The following is a 3,992-nucleotide window of genomic DNA, read 5'->3' on the forward strand; positions in this document are numbered from 1 at the left end:
CCCACACCAACCACCTAAAAAAAAACTTCGAGTTGTTCGTCACCCCCATTTTCTCACTGTGTGTCCCACTATGTCCCCTTTGGTGGCATGGGTGCCGGAAGGCACCGATGCCACGATCATGCTCCCAACGCGGTGTATTCGGTGTGATGGTCGCGAATGACAAGGGCTGAGCGCAGGTTCCACAGTCCGGTCGGGTCGGTGGAGTCGTAGCCGGTGAGTCGCAGAATTCGTTTGAGCCGGTAGTCGACACTGTTGGGGTGCAGGTGCAGCCGGCGGGCGGTACGACGGCGGTCGAGGCCGCTGTCGATGTAGCAACGCAGGGTCGCGAGAAGATCGGGGTGTTCCTCGAGCGGATCGAGCACCGTCGACAGTGCATCGCGGCCGGGCCCGGGACGGGTCAGTTGATATTCGACCGCGATATCGCTGAACCGGTGCAGCCGACCTGTCATGCCCAGCCTGGTGGCCAGATCCAGTGCGGCGTGGACCTGTTCGGCCACCGCCGGCAAGTCGGTGGTGAGTGCGTGCATCGTCAGCGCTGTCGGGACGGTGCCGTCGGCAGTGACGAGGCAATCGTTGAAGGCGGCGAGTGCGGCATAGTCGTTGGGCGCGGTATCGGGAATCAGGATGGTTGCGCCGTTGTCCGCGAGCAAGGTCAGAGCGCTTGGGCCGAAACGGCGACGCACCTCGAAGTACATTCGAGCGGCGACCGGTTCAGCGGCCGTAGGCGGTCCCTCATGATGCCGACCGCGCAGCGGCGGTAGGCGCATCGCGAGGATGGTGTAGGAGTCGGCGACGCCGATGTGGCTGCAGTGGCCGAGTATTTTCGCCGAGTCGCCCCGCAACAGTGCGGCGGCGACGGCACGTCCCTCGTCGACCCGTTCGTTCGATCGAGCCTGCTTGTACACCCGCGCGACGATTTCGGTCGCCGCGCGTACCGCGCGCAGGACTGAATCCGCCGTCGGTGGTGTCTCGATGGAAATGACCAGTTCCATGGCCCCGATGACGATCGACAGTGCGGTGTCGAGGCTGACGCCCAAACGAACACAGCCGGCTACGGCGCGCTCCAATTGTGCGGCGGCGTCACTGTCGAGATCGGTGGCCGACGCGAATGATCTGGAGGCGAGTGTGAGTAGCTGCTCGCGCACCTCATCGGACGCGCTGTGTGCGCTCATCGCGGAGTCGACCATCCGGGTGATCGTGTGGTTCACCTCGTGAACTCCCATCCTGCGGTTCCTCGACTGGGCGGCTGCGGCGAGTCGAGTGCGCCCAGTGCTGGGCAACTCAGGCGAGCCTATGTCTCGATGGCGCGGTGCGGTGTCCAGCAATTTGGACACGACCTGACCTGGTCAACTGCACAGAAAGTGGGTGTTACAGAGGGGGCTGATGACATGTATGAGGCATAATGCATAAATAAGCGACCGAAAGGACCGACATGGAAACCACGCTGCAGGGTTTGCCGCGCAGTCCGAACAAGCAACGTCACCAGCTGTCGGAGGACGTCGCGACCTACGTTCGTGAGCTGATCATCACCGGTCAGGTGCGACCCGGCGACTTCTTGCGGATCGAACCGGTCGCTGAGGCTGTCGGCGTCAGCAACACCCCGGTGCGGGAAGGGCTGCTGCTGCTCAGCGGCGAGGGTTTCGTCGAGCTCGTGCCGCGCCGCGGGTTCATGGTGTCGGCATTCAGTAAACAGGACGTGCGCGACTTGTTCTGGGCGCAGGCCACGATGGCGGGGGAGCTGGCGGGCCGGGCTGCCAAGTCGATCTCCCCGCGCGAACTCGATCATCTGGCGGGTGTCGTGGAGGCGCATGCCAGGGCGGCCGCGAGCGGATCCGATGACGAGCTCGTCACCTACGGTCACGAATTCCATCGCTCGATCAACTTGGCAGCGGACTCGCGCCGATTGGCCATGTTGCTGGCCACGGTCGTCAAGCAGCTACCGAATCGCTTTTACATCAATATCGAGGGCCACGGCGAGGACACGCTGCGTGATCACCCGCTGATCCTCGAAGCGCTGCAGAAGCGCCGCTCCAAGGCCGCCAATACGCTGATGCGCGACCACATCATGTCCAGCGCCGACGAGTTGATCGGCATGCTGGAGAAGCAGGGGCTGTGGGCCGAGCTCCAGAAGTCCACGGCCTGAACCGATCCCGCTGAACGTCGTTCGGCGGTGCTCGTGTGCATCGCCGAGCGAAGTGGTCGGTGCCTCCGCGAAGCCACCGAATCGCCCGAAGAAGTCTCTAGCGCAGGCTCCTGGCCTGATCACCGCCCTGGCACGCCGATATGAAATATAGTATATATAACTGGTACGTTGCGTGCGTCACAGTGGCGAGAGGACTTTCAATGACGAAGTCGGTTATGACCGGGGTGCTGCCGGCCCATCCCGAGGCGTCTTACATCGATGGCAGCTGGGTTCCGGTGTCATCGTCGGAGACCTTCGAGGTCGTGAACTGCAGCACCGAAGAGGTCGTGACCGCCGTCGGCGCGGCAACCGTTGACGATGTGGACGCCGCGGTGCGGGCGGCACGCACGGCATTCGAGACCGGGCCGTGGCCGCTGATGTCGCCCACCGAGCGAGCCGGGTACCTGCGAGCGATCGCCGCCGAGCTGACCAGACGGGGCGACGACTTCGCCCAGTTGTGGTCGGTCGAATCGGGTATCGCGTATGCGCTGGCCAAGACCAGGCTTCCGCTGTTCCTGTCCGGCGCGTTCAACGCCTATGCGGATCTGGCCGAGACCTTCGCCTTCCGGGAGTCGCGCACACCCGCGGCCGGTGGTGCCGGTCTGCTCGTGCGCGAGCCGGTCGGTGTCGTGGCGGCGATCGTGCCGTGGAACGGTCCGGCCGGGTTGATGGCCTACAAGTGCGCGCCCGCTCTGCTGGCCGGGTGCACCGTGGTGCTGAAGCCGCCGCAGGAGGCGCCGACCTCGGCCTACCTGTTCGCCGAGATCTGTGACCAGGTCGGACTGCCCCCGGGTGTGCTCAATGTGGTGACCGCCGACCGGCAGGTATCGGAATCGCTGGTCCGTCACCCCGGAGTCGACAAGGTGACCTTCACCGGTTCGACGGCGGCGGGGCGTGCGATCGGCGCGATCTGTGCCGACCGGATGGCGCGTTGCACCCTCGAGCTCGGCGGTAAGTCGCCGGCCCTGGTGCTCGACGACTACGACATCGGCACGGCGGCGAAGGTTCTCGCGGGTGGCATCAGCTACCTGGCCGGGCAGGTCTGCCACAGCCTGACCCGCGTGATCGTGTCCGAGAAGCGGCACGACGAACTGGCTGACGCGCTCGGTACCGCGATGAGCGCGCTGCGTGTAGGTGACCCGTTCGACGAGACCGTCAACATGGGACCGCTCGCCTCCGCTCGCCAACGTGAACGCGTCGAAAGCTACATCGCCGCAGGCAAAGCCGGCGCGCGTCTGGTCACCGGCGGCGGCCGACCGGCCGGGCTGGAACGCGGCTTCTTCGTGGAGCCGACCGTTTTCGCGAACGTCGACAACAAATCGGTGATCGCGACCGAGGAAATCTTCGGACCTGTGCTCGCCGTCATCGCGGCGAAGGACGAGGACGACGCCATCGCGCTGGCCAACGACAACCCCTACGGGCTCAACGCCGCGGTCTTCACCAACGACACCGACCGCGCCTACCGCGTCGCGCGCAAACTGCGCACCGGCACAGTGGGGCACAACGGTCCGCGCACCGACTTCTCGATCGCTTTCGGCGGCTTCAAGCTGTCGGGCGTCGGCCGCGAGGGCGGCACCGAGGGTCTGCTGCCGTTCCTGGAGACCAAGACGCTGGTGCTCGAGAACCAGCCGACCGACGCCTCGGGATTCGGCAACTAATTCCTCCGCACCGACAAATTTCCGGAGAAGGGGGGGGGGGTCGAAGTTAGGCAGCGGGCCGAGGGGGTTTGATTTTATACAAAAATAAAATTTAAAGAAAAAATTTTTTTTTAAACAAATATGTTAGTTAGGTTTGTTGTAGTAATAGTTAT

3 protein-coding genes are annotated in these 3,992 nt (G+C 64.1%); 2 read left to right on the top strand and 1 reads right to left on the bottom strand.

Annotated features, from left to right (window positions below):
* Positions 1 to 116 precede the first annotated feature (116 nt).
* On the bottom strand, positions 117 to 1,223 hold the full coding sequence (locus ACFTS5_RS06780) for a PucR family transcriptional regulator (protein WP_378628098.1): 1,107 nt from the start codon (positions 1,221 to 1,223) through the stop codon (positions 117 to 119).
* A 209-nt stretch (positions 1,224 to 1,432) separates the two neighbouring features.
* Here ACFTS5_RS06780 and ACFTS5_RS06785 point away from each other — a divergent pair, with 209 nt between their 5' ends.
* Together ACFTS5_RS06785 and ACFTS5_RS06790 are read left to right on the top strand one after the other, a co-directional pair.
* Positions 1,433 to 2,143, top strand: a complete 711-nt coding sequence (locus ACFTS5_RS06785; RefSeq protein WP_378628101.1) for a GntR family transcriptional regulator — start codon at positions 1,433 to 1,435, stop codon at positions 2,141 to 2,143.
* Between the two features lie 200 nt (positions 2,144 to 2,343).
* On the top strand, positions 2,344 to 3,840 hold the full coding sequence (locus tag ACFTS5_RS06790) for an aldehyde dehydrogenase (RefSeq protein ID WP_378628102.1): 1,497 nt from the start codon (positions 2,344 to 2,346) through the stop codon (positions 3,838 to 3,840).
* Positions 3,841 to 3,992: the final 152 nt, after the last annotated feature.

The sequence above is a fragment of the Nocardia sp. NPDC056952 genome, assembly GCF_042674185.1.
Lineage (GTDB): Bacteria > Actinomycetota > Actinomycetes > Mycobacteriales > Mycobacteriaceae > Nocardia.

What these genes read in the sequence shown, in the direction of transcription:
- ACFTS5_RS06780 (WP_378628098.1), bottom strand. Translation starts at nt 1,223, where the DNA reads ATGGGAGTTCACGAGGTGAACCACACGATCACCCGGATGGTCGACTCC.
- ACFTS5_RS06785 (WP_378628101.1), top strand. Translation starts at nt 1,433, where the DNA reads ATGGAAACCACGCTGCAGGGTTTGCCGCGCAGTCCGAACAAGCAACGT.
- ACFTS5_RS06790 (WP_378628102.1), top strand. Translation starts at nt 2,344, where the DNA reads ATGACGAAGTCGGTTATGACCGGGGTGCTGCCGGCCCATCCCGAGGCG.